Below are 18,501 nucleotides of genomic sequence, written 5' to 3'. Positions count from 1 at the left end.
GGGGGTCCTCCCGATGAGACAGCGGTGGCGCTCGTCCAACCTAGGGAGACCCCGACACTTTCGGTGACCCGGTGCTATCGATATTTGTCGAACGACCCGAACGGCTGGGCACCTCTGCCCCAACGGACAACGGTCGCGGCGCAGGTCAGCGGTAGTCGTCCTCGTCCCCGGTGACCACCCGGGCCTGCTCCATGGCGTCCCAGTCGTCGACCTCCATGCCGCGGTGCGGCTCGCCGTCGACGTCGGCGGGGTCGACCGAGGTGGCCTGTTCGACCGCGTCGGCCGGCTCCGCCTCCGGATCGCGTTCGTCCACGGCGAGGTGGTCGCCGGGGGTGAAGTCCTCGTCGGGCTGACCCATCGTCCCTCCCGGGGTCTCGGGGCACGGCTCCCACCACCGTACGGGCTGAGTCCGCTCCGCGCCGGCAAGCCGAGTCGGCCGAATCACCCCGGGACGGCGGGAGCCGGTGCCAGGATGGTGCCGTGGGCTTCCTCATCCGACTGGCGATCACCGCGGTCGCGTTGTGGGTGACCACGCTGATCGTGCCCGGGGTGGACGTGCACGGCCGCTCGGGTGGCAACACCGTGCTCACGCTGATCGTGGTGGCGCTCATCTTCGGTGTGATCAACGCCGTGCTCAAGCCGGTGATCAGGGTGGTCGGCTGCGTGTTCTACCTGCTCACCCTCGGCCTGTTCGCCCTGGTGGTGAACGCGCTGCTGTTCCTGCTCACCGACCGGATCGCGCGCGGGCTCGACCTGCCGTTCCAGGTGGACGGTTTCTGGGCGGCGTTCTGGGGAGCGATCGTGATGACTGTGGTCACCTGGCTGATCAGCGTCATCGTGCCGGACCGGCTGGACACCCGGTGAGGGGCTGACACCCCCTCGGTTGGTCCTGCGCACCTCACCTGCGGGATACTGCCGGGCGGAGGACAGCGCGGTCCGGCGCACAGACGAACAACAGCGGCCAGCACGGCCGAGAGTGGTAAGTAAGGAGCACATCACATGCCCATCGCTTCCCCCGAGGCCTACGCGGAGATGCTGGACCGCGCCAAGGCTGGCCGGTACGCGTACCCCGCGATCAACGTGACCTCCTCCCAGACGCTGAACGCGGCGCTCAAGGGCTTCGCCGACGCGGAGAGCGACGGCATCATCCAGGTCTCCACCGGTGGCGCGGAGTACCTCTCCGGTCCCTCGATCAAGGACATGGTCACCGGCGCGGTGGCGTTCGCCGCGTACGCGCACGAGGTGGCCAAGAAGTACTCGGTGAACATCGCCCTGCACACCGACCACTGCCCGAAGGACAAGCTGGACAAGTTCGTGCGTCCGCTGATGGGCATCTCGCAGGAGCGGGTCAAGCGCGGCGAGGAGCCGCTGTACCAGTCGCACATGTGGGACGGCTCGGCCGTGCCGGTCGCCGAGAACCTGCAGATCGCCTCGCAGCTCCTCGACGAGGCCGCCAAGGCCAAGATCGTCCTGGAGATCGAGGTCGGCGTCGTGGGTGGCGAGGAGGACGGCGTCGAGAACGCCATCAACGACAAGCTCTACACCACCACCGAGGACGGCCTGGCCATGGTCGAGGCGCTCGGCCTCGGCGAGAAGGGCCGCTACATGGCGGCGCTGACCTTCGGCAACGTGCACGGTGTCTACAAGCCGGGCAACGTCAAGCTCCGCCCCGAGATCCTCAACCAGATCCAGGAGGCGGTCGGTGCCAAGTACGGCAAGGACAAGCCGCTGAGCCTGGTGTTCCACGGCGGCTCGGGCTCCCTGCTCAGCGAGATCCGTGAGGCGCTCGACTACGGCGTGGTGAAGATGAACATCGACACCGACACCCAGTACGCCTTCACCCGGCCCGTCGCCGACCACATGCTGCGCAACTACGACGGCGTGCTGAAGATCGACGGCGAGGTCGGCAACAAGAAGCAGTACGACCCGCGCGCCTGGGGCAAGGCCGCTGAGGCCGGCCTGGCCGCCCGCGTCGTCGAGGCGTGCGAGCACCTGCGCTCCACCGGCACCATGATGACCAAGTAACGAACGCCCGATCGACGGCCGGCTCCCACCCGGGGGCCGGCCGTCGGCGTTCACGCCGTCAACAGGCGGACGGCCTCGCGGACGTCGTCGGTGAGGTGGATCGTCGACGACAGGTCACCGAATGGCGAGGCGGCCAGCAGCGGACGCAGCAGCGCCTCCACCGGCAGCTCCCGCGTCCAGTAGTCACGGTCCAGGAAGATGTACGCGCCGCTGGCCCCGTCGGTGCCGTAGTAGGTCTTGGTGGCCGCCTGGAACACCTCCTGCACCGTGCCCGCCCGCCCCGGCGCGAACACGATTCCACCCCGGGCGAGGCGCAGGATCGTGTCCTCCCGGATCGCGTTCGAGAAGTACTTTGCGATCCGTCCCGCGAACAGGTTCGCCGGCTCGTGCCCGTACAGCCAGGTCGGGATGGACAGCCCACCGGCCCGCGCCCAACTGGGGTCGTCGCCCCGCTGGCGGGGTACGCCCCCGTAGCGCTGCCGGACCGTCAACGCCACCGCCGTGTACCGGTGGTGGTCGGTGAAGTCGGGGGCGGTGGCCAGCAGGTCGATCGCCGAGGTCAGGTCCGCCGCCGGTCGGTCCGCAAGGTAGGCGCCGAGGTTCGCGGCCTCCATCACCCCGGGGCCGCCGCCGGTCACCACCAGCCGGTCGGCCCGCGCCAGCTCCCACCCGAGCACTGCCGCCATCCGGTACGCGGGACTGCCGCGCCGCACCGCGTGCCCGCCCATGATGCCCACCACCGACTGCGACCCGTGCGCGGCCAACCAGGCCCGGGTGGCGTCACCCAGCGCGTTGTCCACGCCGTGGTCGTGCAGCCGCTGGCCGAGCGCCTCCTTCACGTCCGGCAGCGCGCCGCCGTGCGCCCGGTAGTGCTCGTACACCCGGGTGTCGTACATCCCGGCGAACCCGCCCTCGACGAACCCGGCGGCGAGGTCGTCCGGCGTGTAGAGGTGCGCCGGCTGGGTCGGGTACGGCAGTCCGGAGAACGGCGGCACCACGTTCGCGCCGCGCCGGACCAGGTCGGCGCCGACCTCCCGGGAGGCGAACCGGCAGCCCACGAAGAGAGTGCCGGTGACCTCGACCCCGGTCAGGTCGGGCACCGGGGCGAGGTCGAGGCGTAGCCCCTGCACGGTCAGCCCGGTCAGCCGGCCGGTGACCAGTTGCCGGTCGAATTCGTCCCGGGTCTGGATCTCGTCGGCGTGCAGGTGCGGTTCGATGACGTCGGTGGGTGGTGGGGTCGGCACCGGGCCATCCTGCCCCTTCGACCGGGGTCGGCCAAACCCCGGACGGCCCGGGACGCGACAGGAGCCCGGCGGTCGTGGCCACCGGGCTCCTGCGTAACCGGGTCCTGGGGAGGCTCCGGACCATTAGTTGTAGTGGAAAACACCTGGCGGCGGCATAGGCCGCAGGCGTGATGAACTCCTCAGCCGTTCAGCGGGACGCGTCCGCCGACCCGCTCGCATGTCGCCCTGTCCAGCGGGTTGAATGGGGCGATGCAGAACCTTTTGCCGGAGCCACCGGCCACCCTCCTGCCCGCGAACGACGAGGCCGACGCCGCCCTGGCCGCTGCCCAGGAGGCCGGCACCGACGAGGCGTACGCCGAGGTCGCGGCCCGCTTCCCGACCTACAGCGCGGCGTGGGGCGCGCTCGCGGCCTGGGCGTTCGCGGCCGGCGCGGTGGTGACGGGCTACGCGTACGCGCGCACCGGCTACCACCGTGGCCTGGACCAGCTCCGCCGAAACGGCTGGAAGGGCCACGGACCCGTGCCGTGGTCCCACGAGCCCAACCGGGGCTTCCTGCGCTGCCTGTACGTGCTCTCCCGGGCCGCCGACGAGATCGGCGAGGCCGACGAGGCGGCCCGCTGCGCCCAGTTCCTGCGCGACTGCGACCCGGCAGCGGCGGACGCGCTCGCCAGCAACTGACCCCGTTCCGACGGCCGGCCCGGCACCGGGCCGGCCGTCGGCTGCTCAGAGCCCCTCGGCGACCGCTGCGGCGATCTTCAGCCAGGCGTCCCGGGTGGCCGCAGAGAGACCGCCGTACCGGATCGGCTCGCCGCTGTCGATGAGCCGCTCGTACGGCGCCAGCAACACCGCCCGGGTGCGGGCCGCGAAGTGCTCCTGGATGGCCGGCAGGTCGATCTCCTTGCGGGACGGCGGCATCGACACCACCGTCACCGCCTGCCGGACCAGCCGCTGCCGGCCGCTCTGCTCCAGGTGGTCGAGCATCCGGGCGGCGGTCTCCGCCGAGTCGTTACGGGCGGACATGGTGACCACGAGCTGGTCGGTGGCGTCCATCGACGCCTGCCAGTTCTGCGCCCGTACGTTGTTCCCCGTGTCCACGAAGATCAGCTTGTAGAACCGGCTGACCACCTCGCGGATCTCGGCGAACGCGGCAGCGGTCAACATCTCGCCGCCGGTGGCCGACTCGTCCGAGGCGAGCACGTCGAACATGCCCTCGCCCTGCGACCGCACGTACTGCGACAGGTCGCCGACCCGCCCGTGCGCGCCCTGGAACTGCCCGAGGTCACGCAACATGTCGCGCACCGTGCGGGCGTGGAAGTCCTGCTGGGCGCGCATCCCGAGGGTGCCCTGGGTCTCGTTGTTGTCCCAGGCCAGCACGTAGCCGCCGCGCTTCTGACCGAACGTCATGGCGAGCAGCAGGATGGCCACCGTCTTACCGGCGCCGCCCTTCGGGTTGACCACGGTCACCTGCCGCAGCCCGCCGAAGTTGCGGCGCACCATCTCGATGTCCCGCTTGAGCTCCTGCTCGTGCCGCCCCGGAGAGAGCCGGAGCAGGCCCATCTTGTTGACCACCGCCCGTACGCCCATGGTGGCCACCGGGTCGGCGGGCCGGACCTGCCGACGGCGGGCGAAGTCCTCCGCCGTCGGCGCGGCCGTGGTCTCCGGCGTCCACGTGGCGTCCGGGTAACCCGTGGCCGGCACCCGCGCCACCGGGTCGGTCTCCTGGTACTGCTGCGGCGGCCCCGGTGGAGCCCCCGCCGCGCCCTGCTGCCAGGGCGGCGGATACCAGCCCGGCGACGGGGGGAACGGCCCCGGCGGCGGGGTCGGCACGGCGTCCTGCTGCGGCGGTTCCACGGGTGCCGGGCCGGCCTGACCGGGGATCGCCGCCTGGCCGCCGTAGACCTGCCCCGCGTACGTCTGCCCCGCCGGGCCGCCGCTGTCGACGGCGGGTGTCGGCGGTGGCGGAACCGGCGGGGTGGGGATCGGTGGCGGCGGGATGTCGACCTGCTCCGGTGCCGACGGGGTCGGGCTGGCCGGTCGCTGCGGTGGATACGCCCAGGGTGACTCGGCCGCGGGTCGAGCCGCCCCGACGGCAGGCGCGGTCTCCCCGCCATCCTGCGACCTGGGTTCCGCGGCCGGCCCTGCGGTCTGGCCTGCGGTGCCGGAGCCCGCCGCCGCCGCGCCTGCTGCGGGCTGCCCTGGTGGGGCCGGCGTAGTTGCTCCGGGGCTTGCGGTGGCCGCGCCGTCGGCGGGCGCGGCCACGACCGGCGGGCGATCCAGGGAGAACGGAAGATCCAGGTCGACGCCACCCGACCCGCCCGATTGGCCGGGGATCGGGGCGGCGGCGGTGGCCGCCGGGTTCGGCGTGGCGGCTTCGGCGTTCGGAGTGCCGGTGGATGACGGCGACGAGTCGTTGCCGGGCCCGATGAGCCCGCCCACCGCAGGCGGCAGCGGTGGCGTCGGCGGTACGGGCGGCGCCGAGGGAGCGGGCGACGTCGTCGACGCGGGTGAGGCGGCCGGCGGGTCGGCCGGAGGCCAGCTCGGTTGCGCCGGCGCCCAGCCCGTGCCCGGCCCGCCCGGCCCGTTCGCGCCCCAGCCGGTCGGTGGTGGCACCGCCCCGGTCAGCGACGGATAGTCCGACGGAGACGGCGGCGGCAGGGCCGCCGCGCCCGGCTGCCCGGGGACGCCAGGACGGCCGACCGACGGCGCCGTGATCGGCGGTGCGGCGACCGGCGGCGACACGGCCCTGGGCGCGGACTGCGACGGGGCGACCCGCTGCTCGGCGACCGCCGCCCACGGCGGTACCACCTCTGCGCCCTGCTCGGCCGGATCCGGCGGCCACAGTGGTTCGATGTCCCGCTCCGGCACCGGCTGCTGGCCGGGCACCTGCGCCCGGTCGGCGTTCTTGTCCATTACGGTTCCTCCCCAGTCCTCCTGCGAGGATAGGCCCACCGGCCGACCGGGGCCGGTCGGCGAAACGGGGTTCAGACCACCCAGACCGCCCACGCACCCGGTTCGACCCACCACGAACGCTTGCGGGTCAGCTCACCCTCGACGCCGTCGTCGAGGTAGGGCACCTTTCCCTCGCGGGGCAGTACCGACACCGCCCGTCCGCGAGCCCGCCGCACTTCGAGGCGTACCCGCTTGCGACCCCACGCCGACCTGACGACCACCGGAACGGCCACCGCGACCTCGACCTGGCCGTCCGCCGGGTCCGGCGAGGCCAGCAACGTCACGTCGTCGAGCGACGCGTACCCGCCGGCGTTGCCGACCGCGCAGGCCAGCAACGGTTCGTCACCGTTCGTGAGGACGGTGTCGTCGACCTCCACCCGGGCCCGCCAGTGCAGCGGCCGACCCGCGTCGTCGGCGGCCCCGAACAGGGCGCCGTCCAGGGTCACCGAGCCGCCGTCGTTGCGCAGCAGATCCAGCCGACGCAGCGTGCCGTCGAGCACCGCGGCCGCCACAGCCGCCGGGTCGCGGGGCAACCCGAGCTGCGCGGCCAGGTCCCGCTGGGCGCCGCCGCGCGCCGGGTCGAGCGGGAGTACGGCGACCGGCGGCAGGTCGGGCAGGGTCCGGTCGCCGCGCAGATCCGCCGGACGACGGCTCGGCGCTGGCGCGTACCGCCGAACGAGCCGGCGCAGCACGGCGCGCAACTGACCGTCACTGGCCGTGGCGACGACCAGCCGGGTCTTGCCGTCCGCGTCCGGCCAGGTGAGGCCGTCCGGACGGGCCGGGCCGTCGAGCTGCGCGAGTACGGCGTCGATCTCCGCGTCCGAGCGGGCGGTGACCATCTGCACCCGGGCACCCCGGGCGGTCAGCGCGTCGGCGCAGGCCAGCACCGGCACCCGGGGCCGATCGGTGGCGCAGCTGTCGGCGTCACCCGGAGTCGGTCCGGTTCCGTCGACGCCCGCGCCGGTCGCGTCCGCGCCGCCGCAGCAGGCCTCGCCGCTGCCGCACCCGCCGGAAGCGTCCCGCTCCGACGAAAGGGTGAGCAGCACCACGTCGTACACCGAAGGAGCCTCCCGCCTCTCGACGCGACCCCTGCCGGTCGCGCCGTCACTACTTGTTAACCTGACACCCCGGGCTCGCCAACCGGTCGCCATCTGGCACCCGAGCCTTCTGGAGGCGGAAGAGATGCCAGCGATCGTGCTCATCGGCGCTCAGTGGGGCGACGAGGGCAAGGGCAAGGTTACCGACCTGCTGGGTGAGCGGGTCGACTACGTCGTGCGCTACTCCGGCGGCAACAACGCCGGACACACGGTGATCACCCCGGATGGCCAGAAGTACGCGCTGCACCTGATGCCCTCCGGGGCACTCTCACCCAGCGCAATGATCATCATCGGCAACGGTGTCGTGGTCGACCCGAAGGTGCTGCTCGCCGAGATCGACGGCCTGGCCGAGCGTGGCGTCGACGTGTCCCGGCTGCGGATCTCCGGCGACGCGCACTTGATCATGCCGCACCACCGGGCGCTGGACCGGGTCATCGAGCGCTACCTCGGCTCGTCCCGGATCGGCACCACCGGCCGGGGCATCGGCCCGGCGTACGGGGACAAGGTCGCTCGGATCGGCATCCGCCTCCAGGACCTGCTCGACCCGGGCATCCTGCGCAAGAAGCTGGAACTCGCACTGCGCGAGAAGAACCAGATCCTGTTCAAGGTCTACAACCGCAAGGCGATCGACGTCGACGCCACCGTCGAGGAGTACCTGGAGTACGCGGAGCGGCTCAAGCCGTACATCGCGGAGACCCGGGCGATGCTCTGGGACGCCCTGGACCGGGGCGAGACGGTGCTGCTGGAGGGTGCCCAGGCCACCATGCTCGACATGGACCACGGCACGTACCCCTTCGTGACCTCGTCCAACCCGACCGCCGGCGGCGCCTGCGTGGGCGCCGGCATCCCGCCCACCGCGATCAACCAGGTGATCGCGGTGAGCAAGGCGTACACCACTCGCGTCGGTGCCGGGCCGTTCCCGACCGAGCTGTTCGACGCCAACGGCGCACACCTGCGCAAGGTCGGCGCGGAGTACGGCACCACCACCGGCCGGGAACGCCGGTGCGGGTGGTTCGACGCGGTCGTGGCCCGGTACGCCTGCCGCCTCAACGGTGTCACCGACCTGGTCATCACCAAGCTGGACGTGCTCACCGGGCTGCCGAAGGTGCCGATCTGCGTCGGCTACGAGATCAACGGCAAGCGGGTCGACGACATGCCGATGAGCCAGACGGACTTCCACCACGCCACGCCGGTGTACGAGGAGATGGACGGGTGGTGGGAGGACATCACCAAGGCCCGCACCCCCGAAGACCTGCCGGAGAACGCCCGCCGCTACATCGCCCGCGTAGAGGAACTCTGCAACACCAGGGTGAGCGTCATAGGCGTAGGCCCAGGCCGAGACGAAAACGTAGTCCAACACCCCCTCCTCCCCTAACCCCACCCCCCACCCCGCTCCCTCCGGGCCCCCAGCCCACCTACGCCCCGTTGATCATGAAGTTATTGCCCGTCGCGTCGGCGTGTCGTGGCAATAACTTCATGATCAACGCGCACGGGCGGGTCGGGTTATCCACAGGGCCGGGGTGGTTGTCCACAGGGGGTTCCGGGCGGTTTTCTCGTCGGCCAGGGTAGGCGGGTGGATGCCTTGGCTGCGGTGCGGCGCGTCGCTTGCGCGCGGGACGGGATCGTGACGCTCCAGCAGGCGCGCGCTGCCGGCTTCACCACCCATGAGGTGCAGCGGCTCTGCCGCGCCGGTCGATGGCAGGCCGTCGCGCGTGGCAGCTACCTGGTGGACGCCGATCTGTATGACGGGGTGCCCCGTCGGGCGCAGATCAGGGCGGCGCTGGAATCCTTTGGTCCGTCGGCCGCTGCGGTGCTCGGAACGGCGGCCGAGCTGCATGGGATGGCTGGTCTACCGGCCACCGAGTTGGTCCATCTGTCGGTTCCTGGACCGGTCGCCAGGCCGGCGCGGGTTGCCCATCCGGCGGTGGTGGTCCATCAACTGGTGATTCCGCCCGAGCACTCTGTGCGGGTGTGCGGACTGGCCGCGACCGGACCTCTCAGGACCCTCGCCGATGTGAGTCTGCAGGTCGATCGCTTCTCGGCGGTGAGTGTGCTGGATTCGGCACTGAACCGGCGGCTGGTGGCTGCCGAAGATCTGCTCTCGCTGCCGCACCTGATCCGAGGGCGGCGAGGTGCGGTCGCGGCACGTGGTTTCCTCGCCGAGGTGGACGGGCGGGCTCAGTCACCGCTTGAGACCCGCGCCCGGCTCCGATGCGTCGACGGCAGAGTGCCGCCGGATGCGCTGCAACTCGAGGTGCGCGACCCTGACGGCTATCTGCTGGGTATCGGCGACCTCGGGTGGCGTGGTTACCGAATCATCGCCGAGGCCGACGGTCGTGCCCCGCACGGCTTGCCAGATGCCGTGTTCGCCGACCGGCGCCGCCAGAACCGCCTGGTGAACGCAGGTTGGACAGTGCTCCGATTCACCTGGCAGGACACCCTCCGTCCCGACTACATCCCGTGGACCGTCCGGCAGGCGATGACGGCGGCACGACATCGTTGATCATGAAGTTATTGCTCCGACACGCCGAGGCGGCTGGCAATAACTTCATGATCACCGCGAGTCGGTGGGGTGGGGGTGGGGCGGCGGGGACCGGGGGGCGGGGAGGGTGGGCGGTAGGATGGCCCGTTGTGCGGGTTCTCTTGGTGGGTGGTGGAGGGCGTGAGCATGCGCTTGCCCTCGGGTTGGTTCGCGATTCGGCTGTCGACGCGCTGATCGCCGCTCCGGGTAATCCGGGGATCGCCGAGGTCGCCGAGGTGAAGGCCGTCACCGCGACCGATCCGGCCGCCGTGGCGGCGCTGGCGGTGGAGACCGCGGCCGACCTGGTGGTGATCGGGCCGGAGGCGCCGCTGGTCGCCGGTGTCGCCGATGCCGTACGCGCCAAGGGCATCGCCGTTTTCGGCCCGTCGGCCGAGGCCGCCCAGTTGGAGGGTTCGAAGGCGTTCGCCAAGGACGTGATGACCGCCGCCGGTGTGCCGACCGCCCGGGCGTACGTCTGCACCGACGAGGAGAGCACCGCGCGTGCGCTCGACGAGTTCGGCGCGCCGTACGTGGTGAAGGACGACGGTCTCGCCGCCGGCAAGGGCGTGGTGGTGACCGACGACCGGTCCGCCGCGTTGGCGCACGCCGCCGAGTGTGGCCGGGTCGTGGTCGAGGAGTTCCTCGACGGTCCGGAGGTCAGCCTGTTCGTGGTCACCGACGGGGAGGCGGCTCTGCCGCTGCTGCCCGCGCAGGACTTCAAGCGGATCGGCGACGGCGACATCGGCCCGAACACGGGTGGCATGGGAGCGTACGCGCCGCTGCCGTGGGCACCGCCGGGCCTGGTCGACGACGTCATGCGCGACGTGGTCCACCCGACGCTGGCCGAGTTGCGCCGCCGGGGCACGCCGTTCGCGGGCCTGCTCTACGTCGGCCTGGCGATGACCGCCGCCGGCCCCCGGGTGATCGAGTTCAACGCGCGCTTCGGTGACCCGGAGACCCAGGTGGTGCTCGCGCTGCTGGAGACTCCCCTGGGTGGGTTGTTGCACGCGGCGGCCACCGGCACGCTGGCCGAGCACCCGCCGCTGCGCTGGCGGGACGGCGCCGCCGTCACCGTGGTGCTCGCCGCGCAGGGCTACCCGGCCGCGCCGCGCACCGGCGATGTGATCACCGGCGCGGACCGGCCGGGCATCATCCACGCGGGCACCGTCCGCCGGGCCGGCGACGGCGCGTTGCTGTCCGCCGGCGGCCGGGTTCTCTGCGGTACGGCCACCGGCCCCGACCTGACGGCGGCCCGGGACGCGGCGTACGCGCTGCTGGACGGGGTGGAGCTGGCGGGCTCGCAGCACCGTACCGACATCGCCGCCGCCGCGATCGCCGGCCGGATCACGATCCCCGGCTGAAGCCGCCAGCGCTCCGGCATCGGCCGGCCCAGCGCCGTCGGCGCGAGGTCGACGAGCTGAAGCCGCTTGTCGGCGTGGGTCAGGGCCGGGTCGCCGTCGCCGTGCCCTGACGCCGGATCGGCGCGCTTCGCCATGCGGGTCAGGCCGGGCTGGGCGAGTCCGTGCCCCGACGCCGGATCGGCGCGCGTCGCCACCACGTCAGGCACCGCCACGCCCACTCGACTGGGCCGTACCGGAACGTCCGCAGCCACAGCACGCTCCACACCGCCTGGACGATGATGATGGCGACGGTCAGTCCCACGATGCGGGGCAGGTCGCGGGTGCTGTCGATGCCCAGCGGTGGACCGGCGAGCAGGAACAACACGGTGGCGCTCAGATAGTTCGTCAGTGCCATCCGGCCCATTGGCGACAACACCGCGGACAGCGCCGGCCCGACCGGCGTGTGGAGCAGCAGCACCAGGCCGCAGCAGTACGCGAGGCCGGTGGCGATGCCGGCGAGCGGGGGTAGCAGGCTCACGCCGCCGCCTGGCCCGCCGAGGACGTTGACGAACGGCAGGTCCACCTCGCGGATGGTCAGCACGATCCAGGTCACCGCGAGCGCGGCGAAGACGACGAACGCGGTCGCCACCCGAGCGACGCGACGCTCGAGCGCGGCCGGCACGCCCAGCTCTGCCAGCGCGTAGCCGAGGGCGAGCAGGCCCGGGATGGGCCCGTAACCGACGACGAGTTGCGCGCCGGCGAGCAGCAGCAGTATCGCGACGACGAGGGCCACGCGCCCGCCGAGGTAACTCAGCGGCAGGAGTACGAGAAGACCGGCCAACGCGTACGCGGTCAGCGCCTCGCCGGGGTGGACGACGAAGTGCGCGAGACCGATCAGCAGGAGGACGACCAGTCGGCGGGCCAGCACCACGCGGGGCCGGGTGGTCCGGGTCGCGGCGCGTCGGAGGAAGATGCCGAAGCCGACACCGAACAGGATCGAGAAGATCGGATAGAACCGCTCGTAGAAGAGCAGTTGCACCGCCTCCGGTAGCTGCGGCGAGGTGCCGGCCGCCTCGCCGCGGAAGACGACCTGCTGGTAGATGTTGATGATCAGGATGCCGCAGAGCGCGAAGCCGCGCAGCGCGTCCAGCTCGCCGATCCGTGGCCCGACGGTGGAGACGTCGGTCGATTCCGGTGGCCGGTCAGTCGTCCGTACCGATTCGGTCATGGGTCGATCCCACCGTGGGGTCGCCGAGCGTCGTCAGCGGAGAAAGTCGTGACCGCTACCTCCTTTCGTCGTATGCCGGTCGTGGGTTCGTCGGGTCCCCGCACGCGCGGCGGGCCGTTTTCCGGGCGCCCGGTTACCCTGCTGCCATGGGCCGAGGCCGGGTGTTCCGGGTCGCCGTGGACGTGCTGTTGGCGCTCGTGGCGACAGCGGCCGGCGGTGGGCTGGAACTGGCGGATCGGGACGTCGAGACCAAGCTCATCCCCGCGCCTACGTGGGCCTACGTCGCCGCGCAGGTGGCCGCCGCGCTCATGCTGCTGGTGCGTCGGCGACGTCCGTACACCGCCGCGCTGACCATCGCCGGGATCAGCCTCTTCGCGCCGGCCTGGGCCGCCGTCCTCGTTCCGTATGCCGTCACGGCGTACGGCCGGGGTCGACGGTGGCGACAGTGGACGGTGATTGGCCTGCTGACGGTGGCGTTCCTGGCGGGAGCGAGCGCCTGGTCGATCGACGACCCGTTCACCGCGCCGACCGTCATCCTCGCCGCAGCGGTCCTGGGCATGTACGTCCGGGCCCGGCGGAGCCTGCTGGCGGAGTTGACCGACCGGGCGGAGCGGGCCGAGCGGGAACGTCTGCTCCTGGCCGATCAGGCGCGCGCCGAGGAACGGGTGCGGCTCGCCGCCGAGATGCACGATGTGGTCACCCACCGGATCAACCTCATGGTGTTGCAGGCGGGCGCGCTTCGGGTCACCACCACCGATCCGACGGCCCGGGCGGCGGCCGAGGAACTGCGGGCGACCGGCTGCCAGGCCTTGACCGAGCTGCGCGACCTGGTTGGGGTGCTGCGGGGCGAGGACGGACACCCACGGGTTGATCCGGTCCCGGACGACACTCCCGAGCTGGTCCGGTTGGTCGATGATTCCCGTGCGGTCGGTCTACCGGTGCGGCTCGCCGAAGCCGGCGACCCGGAGGGGCTCTCGGCGACGGTGCGCAGGACGCTGTTCCGGCTGGTCCAGGAGTCGCTGACGAACGTGCACAAGCACGCGCCGGGCGCCACCGCCACCGTGTCGATCGAGTACGGCGGGCGTACGGTGCTCGTCACGGTGTCGAACACCCCGGCGGGTCGGTCACCCGACGGTGCCCTGGCCGCCGCCGGTGGTGGCACCGGCCTGGCCGGGTTGCGGCACCGCGTCGAGGTGCTCGGCGGGACGTTCGCGGCCGGACCGACGGGGTCGGGTGGCTTCGCCGTTCACGCGACGCTGCCGGTGCGGGTGTCGACGGCGGTGCGGTCGTGATCCGGGTTCTCGTCGTCGACGACGAGCGGATGGTCTGCGCCCACCTGCGCACGATCCTCGGGTCCGCGTCGGACCTGACGATCGTCGGCGAAGCGTACGACGGGGCGGACGCGGTGGAGGCCGCGGTGCGACTACGCCCCGACGTGGTGCTGATGGACCTGCGGATGCCGGGCGTCGACGGGATCAGGGCCACCGAGCGGATCATGACGCTGCCGTCGCCGCCACGGGTCCTGGCCCTCACCACGTTCGACCTGGACGACTACGTGACCGGCGCGCTCCGGGCCGGCGCGGCCGGTTTCCTGCTCAAGTCGACGTCGCCTGACGATCTGCTCGCCCTGGTACGGGTGGCGGCGGCAGGGCACACGGTGCTCTCCGCGGTGGCGGCTGACCGCCTCGTCGCGCAGACGGCGGGGAGCCAGCGTGCCCGTGACCTGCTTCTGTCGCTCACCGAGCGCGAGGTGGAGGTGCTGGAAAGCCTCGGGGCCGGCCGATCGAACCAGCAGATCGCCCGCCGCCTGCACCTGTCCGAGGCCACCGTCAAGGGCTATGTCTCCCGGCTCCTGGTCAAGCTCGGTTGCGCCAACCGGACCCAGGCGGCGCTGCTGGCGCAGGAGGCGGGCCTGAGCGCGGGTCGGTCAGCGCCTCAGCCGTAGTAGCGGCGCAGCTCGCGCGCGAGGACCTTGCCGGTGGCGTTGCGGGGCAGGTACTTCACGTAGACCACGTCCCGGGGTACGGAGAAGCGGGCCAGGTAGTGCCGGACGTACTCGCGGACCGCCTCGGGGTCGAGCGTCTCGCCGGGGTGCAGGGCGAGGAACGCGGCAAGTCGCTGGCCGTAGTCGGGGTCGGGTACGCCGATCACGGCAGCCTCGCGTACCTGCGGTAGCTGGGCGAGCAGGTCCTCCACCTCGGACGGGAACACGTTCTCGCCCCCGGAGACGATCATGTCGTCGGCCCGGCCGTCCACGAAGAGCAGCCCGTCGGGGTTGAGCCGGCCGAGGTCACCGGTGTCGAGCAACCCGTCGCGGGTCTCCCGGCTGGCACCCGAGGTGTAACCCTCGAACAGCATCTCGTTGCCGACGAAGATGCGCCCGACCTGCCCCTGCGGCACCGGTTGGCCGGCGTTGTCGAGCAGTTCCAGTCGGGTGCCGTGCGGTGGCCGGCCGGCCGTGGTGGGGGCCTGGCGCAGGTCCGCCGGGTTGGCGATGGACGCCCAGGAGACCTCGGTGGATCCGTACATGTTGTAGAGGACGTCCCCGTACGCGTCCATGAACTTCGGTGCGAGCCCGCCGGGCAGGGCCGATCCGCTGACCGCGACGACCTTGAGCGTGGGGCGCGGGTCCGGCGGGGGCACCTCCAGCAGCCGCTGGAGCATCACGGGTACGGCGAAGAGGGCGTCGCAGCGGTGGGTGACCAGGGCGGCGAGCGTGGCGGCCGGGTCGAAGCGGCGGTGCAGCACGATGGTGGCCCGCAGCGCGAAGCACACCTGGAGCGCGGCGAATCCCCAGGTGTGGAAGATCGGGGCGGCGATCAGCACCCGGTCCTTCGTGTGCAGGGGTATGCGGTCGATGATGGACACGAGCGGCCCGAAGCCGCTGGGTGTGGGACGGCGGGCGCCCTTGGGAGCGCCGGTGGTGCCGGAGGTCAGGACGATGATCCGGCCGTCGCGTTCCGGCGGGTGCAGCTCGCCTGGTAGCGCCCCGGCCACCAGTTCCTCGCGGGCGCGCTCGTCGAGGCGGGGCAGCTCGGCGGGGAGGCCGAGGACCCGTTCGGCGAACTCGTCGTCGTGCACCAGCAGCCGCAGCCGTTGTTCCTCGGCGACGGTCGCCAGTTGGGCGGCGGAGAGGCCGGTGTTGACGAGCACCGCGTCGACGCCGAGCAGGGTCGCCGCGACGATCGTCTCGATGAGTCCGTGGTGGTTGCGGCAGAGGACGCCGATCCGGTCGCCGGGTTGTACGCCGAGCCCGGCCCGCATCGACCGGGCCATCCGCTCAGCCCGGTCGAGGAGCGCCTGGTAGGTCAACTCGACGCCGTCCTCGTCGATGATCGCCGGTCGCCCGGGATCGCGGGCGGCCGCCTGGCGTAGTTCGCCGGCGAGGCTCCATCCCCAGGTACGCAGCGCGTTGAGCTGCGAGGCGATCCGGACCGGGCGGCCCGGGGTGAGTAGACCGCGACGGGTCAGCGTGGTGACGACGAACGGCAGGTCCATGCCGCAGACCTCCTCGGGGCGGTACGCGGACGGGCAGTCGATCTCCCCGCCCGTCAGGGTGGCGTCCTTTGATCATGCACTGGGCGCGGCTGGAGGCCCAGTCGGCGTCGGCGTGAGGTGACGAAGACGGCACGGATCGTGGGATCCGCTGCACTGTGGCCGAACAATGCCAAGGGCGGACTGATCGCCTCGATCGCGCCGGGCCGGAGGCGTTCAGTGGAAATAAACAGCCCTTACAGACTCGCCTCGTACGTTCATGAACGAAAACGTGCGATGGAAGGGCGAATCGTTCGACGTCGAGCGCCGTCGTGTTCGCTTCCATCGCCAGGTGGCAGTTCCGAAATTTGGAGATCAAGTGAGCCTGTTGAGAAAGCGTACCCTTGCCGCAGGGGCGGGAATCGTCGTAGCCATGACCGGCTCTCTCTTCGCATTTTCTTCGCCTGCCTCGGCGGACTATTCGTGCCCGGCGAAGCAGGTGTGCTTCTTCCAGGACAAGGATGGCCATGGAAGCCCGGCCACGCTGGCCGGTCTGGTCCAGGGCGGTGGGGGAGTCGCCAACTTCTCCGATCACAAGTTCCACAACGGCGTGAACCTGAATGACCAGGCGTCCTCTGTGTTCAACAACACCAATCAGTACCTGGGAGTCTACGAACACACCACTTACGGTGGGCGCTGGCAGCGGGTCAAGCCGTACGGTTGGGCCAATTTCGGCGGTGACGTCAAGAATGACACTGCCTCGTCCGCCCGGTTCGTCGACGCGGGGTGCACGCCGCCGGAGTGGTGCGTTTAGGCCGATGGCGTCGGGCCTGGCTTAGGTCTTGTCGGCGTGCCCAACGTCAGAGCGAGGGCCGGAATACGCGGCCCTCGCTCTGACAGTCGGACCAGGGGAGGGGCCGGTCAGCGGATCTGCATGCCGGAGATCGCTCGGGAGATGACCAAGCGCTGGATCTCGGACGTACCCTCGAAAATGGTGTAGATCTTGGCGTCGCGGTACCAGCGCTCGACCGGGTGGTCGCGCAGGAACCCGGCACCGCCGAGCAGTTGTACGGCCTTCTCGGTGACGGACACCGCGACCTCGCCGGCCTTGAGCTTGGACATCGAGCCCTCGCCCGCCGTGAACGGGCGGTTGTTGCGGCCCATCCAGGAGGCCCGCCAGACCAGCAGTCGCGCGGCGTCGATCTCCATCCGCATGTCGGCCAGCGTGAACGCGACGGCCTGGTTCTCGATGATCGGCCGTCCGAACTGGACCCGCTCCTTGGCGTAGTCCAGGGCGTACTCGTAGGCGGCGCGTGCCACGCCGAGTGCCTGCGCGCCCACGGTGGGTCGGGACAGCTCGAAGGTACGCATCGCGGCCTGCCCGCTGGCGCGTTGCCCGGACCGGGCCCGTGCCAGGCGTTCGTCCAGGGCGTCCTTGCCGCCGAGCAGACAGCGGCCGGGCACGCGTACCTCGTCGAGGAAGACGTCGGCGGTGTGTGACGCGCGCAGGCCGAGCTTGCGCAGCTTGCGGGTCGCGGCCAGGCCGGGGGTGCCCGGAGGTACGACGAACGCCGCCTGACCGCGCGAGCCGAGCGTGGGATCCACGGAGGCGGTGACCACGTGCACTCCGGCGATGCCGCCGTTGGTGGCGTACGCCTTCTGGCCGGTGAGCACCCACTCGTCGCTGGCCTCGTCGTAGACGGCGCGGGTGCGCATCGCGCTGACGTCGGAACCGGCCTCGGGTTCGCTGCTGCAGAACGCGGCGACGGCGGGCGAGTCGACGTCGCCGAAGCACTGCGGCACCCACTCGACCATCTGGTCCGGCGTGCCGGTGCCGTAGATGGCGGCGACGGCGAGCGAGGTGCCGAAGATGCTCAGGCCGATGCCGGCGTCACCCCAGAAGAGTTCCTCGCTGGCGATCGGCAGGGACAGCCCGGTCGGGTCGGCCCAGCAGGTGGCGAGGAACTCGAAGCCGTAGAGGCCGACCTTCGCGGCCTCCTGGATCACCGGCCACGGGGTGTCCTCGCGTTCGTCCCACTCGGCGGCGGCCGGGCGCACGACCTCGGCGGCGAAGCCGTGCACCCAGTCGCGTAGATCCCGCTGTTCCTCGTTCAGGTCGAGCGAGAACTCGGCCATGTCAGGCCTTGGGGATGTCGAACAGGTTGGCGATGTTGGCAGCGAGGCCCAGGTCGCCCTTGGCCTTCAGCTTGCCGGTCATGAACATCATGACCGGGTTGGCGCCGCCGGAGACGATCTTCAGGAACTCGACCGGGCCCATGGTGAGGCTGAGCTTCGGGTCGTGCTGCGGGGTCTCGTTCACCTCGCACTTGCCGTCGGCGATGGCCACCTCGTAGGTGTCGCTGCCGCCGTCCGGGCGACCGGTGATGATCCAGTGGATGACCGCGTTGGTGGAGCCGGCCCGGTCCGCGCGGAACAGCGACGGCATCCGGCCGAACACCTCACCGAGGACCTTGCCGCGCAGCTCGCCGGCCATCACCTGGGCGATCTTGTCGTCCGGGGTGGACTTGACCAGCTGGGCGAACTCCTTGGGCCCGACGTTGGCGAAGTTGGCCGGGTCGAAGTCAGTCATGAGACGCGCCTTCCGGAAGATTTGGCTACTCGT

At 71.5% G+C, this 18,501-nt stretch carries 17 protein-coding genes; 9 read left to right on the top strand and 8 right to left on the bottom strand.

The genetic code is table 11. The annotated features are described in order from the left end of the window. Positions 1-145: 145 nt before the first annotated feature. Positions 146-358, bottom strand: coding sequence for a hypothetical protein (locus tag ACIA3K_RS11950; RefSeq protein WP_396800747.1), 213 nt, complete (start codon positions 356-358; stop codon positions 146-148). 122 nt (positions 359-480) lie between these two features. Here ACIA3K_RS11950 and ACIA3K_RS11945 point away from each other — a divergent pair, with 122 nt between their 5' ends. Together ACIA3K_RS11945 and fbaA are read left to right on the top strand one after the other, a co-directional pair. Next, a complete protein-coding gene (locus ACIA3K_RS11945; protein ID WP_355048446.1) occupies positions 481-864 on the top strand; it encodes a phage holin family protein in 384 nt (127 codons plus the stop codon). 135 nt (positions 865-999) lie between these two features. Further along, positions 1,000-2,025, top strand: coding sequence for a class II fructose-bisphosphate aldolase (gene fbaA, locus ACIA3K_RS11940; protein ID WP_396800746.1), 1,026 nt, complete (start codon positions 1,000-1,002; stop codon positions 2,023-2,025). Between the two features lie 50 nt (positions 2,026-2,075). On the opposite strand, the gene ACIA3K_RS11935 is transcribed toward fbaA, so the two are convergent. Then, positions 2,076-3,269: an LOG family protein gene (locus tag ACIA3K_RS11935; RefSeq protein ID WP_396800745.1), complete on the bottom strand. Its 1,194-nt coding sequence runs from the start codon at positions 3,267-3,269 to the stop codon at positions 2,076-2,078. Positions 3,270-3,518: 249 nt separating this feature from the next. Here ACIA3K_RS11935 and ACIA3K_RS11930 point away from each other — a divergent pair, with 249 nt between their 5' ends. Next, positions 3,519-3,947: a DUF3151 domain-containing protein gene (locus ACIA3K_RS11930; protein ID WP_396800743.1), complete on the top strand. Its 429-nt coding sequence runs from the start codon at positions 3,519-3,521 to the stop codon at positions 3,945-3,947. 45 nt (positions 3,948-3,992) lie between these two features. Here ACIA3K_RS11930 and ACIA3K_RS11925 read toward each other — a convergent pair whose 3' ends face one another. Then, positions 3,993-6,179: a chromosome partitioning protein gene (locus ACIA3K_RS11925; RefSeq protein ID WP_396800741.1), complete on the bottom strand. Its 2,187-nt coding sequence runs from the start codon at positions 6,177-6,179 to the stop codon at positions 3,993-3,995. Positions 6,180-6,250: 71 nt separating this feature from the next. Further along, complete coding sequence (locus ACIA3K_RS11920) at positions 6,251-7,276, bottom strand: hypothetical protein (protein ID WP_396800739.1); 1,026 nt, start codon at positions 7,274-7,276, stop codon at positions 6,251-6,253. A 124-nt stretch (positions 7,277-7,400) separates the two neighbouring features. Here ACIA3K_RS11920 and ACIA3K_RS11915 point away from each other — a divergent pair, with 124 nt between their 5' ends. From ACIA3K_RS11915 to purD, 3 genes are all read left to right on the top strand, one after another. After that, the gene (locus ACIA3K_RS11915; protein ID WP_396800738.1) at positions 7,401-8,690 is read left to right on the top strand and encodes an adenylosuccinate synthase; all 1,290 of its coding nucleotides are present in this window, start codon (positions 7,401-7,403) and stop codon (positions 8,688-8,690) included. Positions 8,691-8,888: 198 nt separating this feature from the next. Further along, positions 8,889-9,818 (top strand): hypothetical protein, encoded by a 930-nt coding sequence (locus tag ACIA3K_RS11910; protein WP_396800737.1) that lies wholly within the window; start codon positions 8,889-8,891, stop codon positions 9,816-9,818. Between the two features lie 128 nt (positions 9,819-9,946). Beyond that, positions 9,947-11,197, top strand: coding sequence for a phosphoribosylamine--glycine ligase (gene purD, locus ACIA3K_RS11905; protein WP_396800735.1), 1,251 nt, complete (start codon positions 9,947-9,949; stop codon positions 11,195-11,197). Positions 11,198-11,336: 139 nt separating this feature from the next. On the opposite strand, the gene ACIA3K_RS11900 is transcribed toward purD, so the two are convergent. Beyond that, a complete protein-coding gene (locus tag ACIA3K_RS11900; RefSeq protein WP_396800734.1) occupies positions 11,337-12,404 on the bottom strand; it encodes a DUF418 domain-containing protein in 1,068 nt (355 codons plus the stop codon). 146 nt (positions 12,405-12,550) lie between these two features. Between ACIA3K_RS11900 and ACIA3K_RS11895 the strand changes: the two genes are divergently transcribed. After that, positions 12,551-13,696 (top strand): sensor histidine kinase, encoded by a 1,146-nt coding sequence (locus tag ACIA3K_RS11895; RefSeq protein WP_396800733.1) that lies wholly within the window; start codon positions 12,551-12,553, stop codon positions 13,694-13,696. After that, complete coding sequence (locus ACIA3K_RS11890) at positions 13,693-14,349, top strand: response regulator (protein WP_396800731.1); 657 nt, start codon at positions 13,693-13,695, stop codon at positions 14,347-14,349. Before ACIA3K_RS11895 ends, ACIA3K_RS11890 begins: the two co-directional genes overlap by 4 nt. On the opposite strand, the gene ACIA3K_RS11885 is transcribed toward ACIA3K_RS11890, so the two are convergent. Beyond that, positions 14,340-15,902, bottom strand: a complete 1,563-nt coding sequence (locus tag ACIA3K_RS11885; RefSeq protein WP_396800729.1) for an AMP-binding protein — start codon at positions 15,900-15,902, stop codon at positions 14,340-14,342. The two genes, ACIA3K_RS11890 and ACIA3K_RS11885, sit on opposite strands and share 10 nt — an antisense overlap. Positions 15,903-16,158: 256 nt before the next feature. Here ACIA3K_RS11885 and ACIA3K_RS11880 point away from each other — a divergent pair, with 256 nt between their 5' ends. Continuing rightward, positions 16,159-16,692, top strand: coding sequence for a peptidase inhibitor family I36 protein (locus ACIA3K_RS11880; protein ID WP_396800727.1), 534 nt, complete (start codon positions 16,159-16,161; stop codon positions 16,690-16,692). A gap of 107 nt (positions 16,693-16,799) precedes the next feature. Here the strand turns inward: ACIA3K_RS11880 and ACIA3K_RS11875 are convergent, their stop codons facing one another. Together ACIA3K_RS11875 and ACIA3K_RS11870 are read right to left on the bottom strand one after the other, a co-directional pair. Continuing rightward, on the bottom strand, positions 16,800-18,014 hold the full coding sequence (locus tag ACIA3K_RS11875) for an acyl-CoA dehydrogenase family protein (protein WP_396800726.1): 1,215 nt from the start codon (positions 18,012-18,014) through the stop codon (positions 16,800-16,802). 1 nt (position 18,015) lies between these two features. After that, positions 18,016-18,468, bottom strand: coding sequence for an SCP2 sterol-binding domain-containing protein (locus ACIA3K_RS11870; protein ID WP_355048433.1), 453 nt, complete (start codon positions 18,466-18,468; stop codon positions 18,016-18,018). Between the last annotated feature and the right edge of the window lie 33 nt (positions 18,469-18,501).

Origin of the sequence: Micromonospora sp. NPDC051543 (genome assembly GCF_044454415.1) — a bacterium.
GTDB lineage: Bacteria > Actinomycetota > Actinomycetes > Mycobacteriales > Micromonosporaceae > Micromonospora.
This window is presented reverse-complemented; position numbering and strand designations above follow the sequence as displayed.